The sequence below is a fragment of the Streptomyces sp. genome (genome assembly GCF_036524955.1).
GTDB lineage: Bacteria > Actinomycetota > Actinomycetes > Streptomycetales > Streptomycetaceae > Actinacidiphila.
The window spans coordinates 1-2,409 of sequence record NZ_DATDBG010000166.1; the positions used below are offsets into that span (position 1 = coordinate 1).

3 protein-coding genes and 1 pseudogene are annotated in these 2,409 nt (G+C 71.1%); 2 read left to right on the plus strand and 2 right to left on the minus strand.

Annotation, left to right across the window (positions count from 1 at the left end; genetic code table 11):
• A partial coding sequence (locus VIW71_RS13370) for a hypothetical protein (protein WP_331622374.1) occupies nucleotides 1-403 on the plus strand: 403 nt, incomplete at its 5' end.
• A 486-nt stretch (nucleotides 404-889) separates the two neighbouring features.
• Here VIW71_RS13370 and VIW71_RS13375 read toward each other — a convergent pair.
• Nucleotides 890-1,021 (minus strand): annotated as a pseudogene (locus VIW71_RS13375) (ArsR family transcriptional regulator); the annotation flags it as partial.
• A 98-nt stretch (nucleotides 1,022-1,119) separates the two neighbouring features.
• Here VIW71_RS13375 and VIW71_RS13380 point away from each other — a divergent pair.
• Nucleotides 1,120-1,944 carry a class I SAM-dependent methyltransferase gene (locus VIW71_RS13380; protein WP_331622372.1) on the plus strand — a complete coding sequence of 275 codons (825 nt, stop codon included), beginning with the start codon at nucleotides 1,120-1,122 and terminating at the stop codon, nucleotides 1,942-1,944.
• A gap of 39 nt (nucleotides 1,945-1,983) precedes the next feature.
• Here VIW71_RS13380 and VIW71_RS13385 read toward each other — a convergent pair.
• Nucleotides 1,984-2,409: helix-turn-helix transcriptional regulator (locus VIW71_RS13385; RefSeq protein WP_331622373.1), on the minus strand; the 426-nt coding region annotated here is incomplete at its 5' end.

A 2,409-nucleotide genomic window follows, 5' to 3' on the forward strand; every position in this document is an offset into this window, starting at 1 on the left:
GGAGGGTGCATCGCCGGTGTCGACCGAAGTGTCCTGCGCCGACTGGGACGGCGAGTACCCTGAGCCGCTCGACACGTCGAGCACACAGTTCCGAGCTGGCACGCGCGTCGGCGCAACGCTCAAGGTCGAGCGCTTCGACACTACGGAGCGGGCAAGCGATTCCATGATGAAACAGTCCTGGGACGAGAGTTGCCAGGGCGAGTGGGTCGAGCTTCCGGACGAGATCTGGGTCGGCGGCCAGAGCCCTTGTTTTGGCGGCAAGCTCGGCGACCAGACGTTCTACGAGATCTACGTCGTGCACGAGACGGAACTCGCTGTGCTCCGGGTGGCCGGCGAGAGCGAGCTTCCAGAAGACTCGCGCAAGAAAATCGTCCTCGCCCTGCTCGCCGACCTCCGCACCTGAAGAGCACTGGTTCACCAGCTCCCACGGGCCGTGCCAAATCAGGTCGGCCACCTCCGCCTCGCCCGTCAGAAGCTCGCTGCGATGGCACATGCCGATGCCCCGTGGGCGACACCCGCCACGTCCCGCCACACCGACGCCATAAACCTGGTGCGGGAGTGCTGGCGCTGACGACACTCCGAGCGTGACCGTGGACGCAGGAGTGCTGCCCTGCGCCGAGTCCTCGACGTGCGTCGCGAAGTCCGGCTTGCTGACGCACGACCGAATGCTTGCTGACGCACGACCGAATGATGGCCGGTGCGGCAACCTCTCGGCCGTACTGGCGCAGGAGTTCGGATGGGAGTCGGAGCGGCTATCTGCGACTTCTGGACGGATCGGTGAGCTGGGTGCACTGCTGGAACCGGCTCGCTGACGCGAGTGTTGTCGATGCCGTACCGTCACCAGCGTCACCATCCCGGGCGCCTCCAACGCCCGCAGGTGATAGTTGACCTTCTGCCGGGGCAGCCCCAGGGCGCGGGCGGCCGTCGTGGCCGACCCGGGCTCGGCCAGGACCCGGGAGCGGATCGGGTCCAGCGCCGGCGCCGCCGCCACGGGGGTCTCGATCACCTCGACGTCCGGCACCTGCCACCCTGCTATGTAGTTGTCAATAGGGGCGTGAGGGCAGCGGATAGGGAGAACACCCGATGTGGCCCGACCCGGTTCGCGACAGTCTCATCGGTATGACCACAACTGCCGCAGTACCCGACCTCAAGGCGCGCCACCGGACCATGTGGGCCTCCGGTGACTACCCGCTCATGGTGGACACGTTCCTGCTGCCCGTCGGGCAGCGGCTCGCCGACGCCCTCCCGATCACCCCCGGTGTACGCGTCCTCGACGTCGCCGCCGGGACGGGCAACGCCTCCGTCCCGGCTGCCCAGCGCGGGGCCCACGTCACGGCCACCGACCTCACCCCGGAGCTGCTCGAGGCCGGGGCGCAGCGTCCCGAGGCCCAGGGCCTGGATCTCGACTGGGTGCCGGCCGACGCGGAGGACCTGCCGTTCGAGGAGGACGCCTTCGACGTCGTGATGTCCTGCATCGGCGTGATGTTCGCGCCCTTTCACCAGACGGCGGCGGACGAGCTGGTGCGGGTATGCCGGCCCGGCGGCACGATCGGGCTTCTCAGCTGGACACCGGAGGGGATGATCGGCGGGCTCTTCCGCACGCTGAAGGAGTTCGCCCCGCCCCCGCCGGCGGGGGCCCAGGCGCCGCCGCTGTGGGGCAGCGAGGAGCACCTGGCCGGCCTGTTCGGCGACCGGGTCGCGTTCACCACGCAGGTCCGCGACTCGCTGGCGGTCACCGCCTTCGCGCAGCCGCAGGACTGGGGCGAGCACTTCAAGACCTACTACGGCCCGACCATCGCCGCCCGGGCGAACGCTGACCGCAACGGCCGCGCGGCCGAGTTCGACGCGGCCCTGGCGGCCTTCTGCACCGAGTGGAACCGGGGCACCGAGGACCAGGCCCACTTCGAGCAGGAGTACCTGCTCACGGTGGGGACGCGCGTCTAGCGTCGGCAACGAGGCGACGGACAGGAGCGGCCAGTCCCTCTAGAGCTGACGGGCTGCGTACGCCGCCGCCTCGGTGCGGTTATGGACGCCGAGCTTGGTCAGGATCCGGCTCACGTGGTGGCCTGCGGTCTTCTCGCTGATCACCAGGGTGCGGGCGATCCGGGCGTTGGACATGCCGCGGGCGACCAGCGCGAGCACCTCGTGCTCGCGCGCGGTCAGCTCGGTGCCCAGCTGCGGCCGCCCGCCGGTGGCGCCGCCGAGCTCGCGCAGCAGCGCCGCGGCGGCGTCCGTCGCCCGGGCCGCTCCCAGGGCCCGGAACACGGCCAGCGCCGCGCGGACCTCCTCCGCCGCCAGCTCGGCCGAGTCGGCGCCGAGGGCCCGGGCGAGCTCGAGTCGGGCCTCGCCGGCGTCCAGCGGCATGGCAAGCCCGCCGAAGTCGGCCAGGGCCCGGCGGGCGGGCTCGGC

Bases quoted from the DNA above. Each gene is read 5' to 3' on its own strand.
- VIW71_RS13380 (WP_331622372.1), top strand. From the start codon at position 1,120: ATGACCACAACTGCCGCAGTACCCGACCTCAAGGCGCGCCACCGGACC.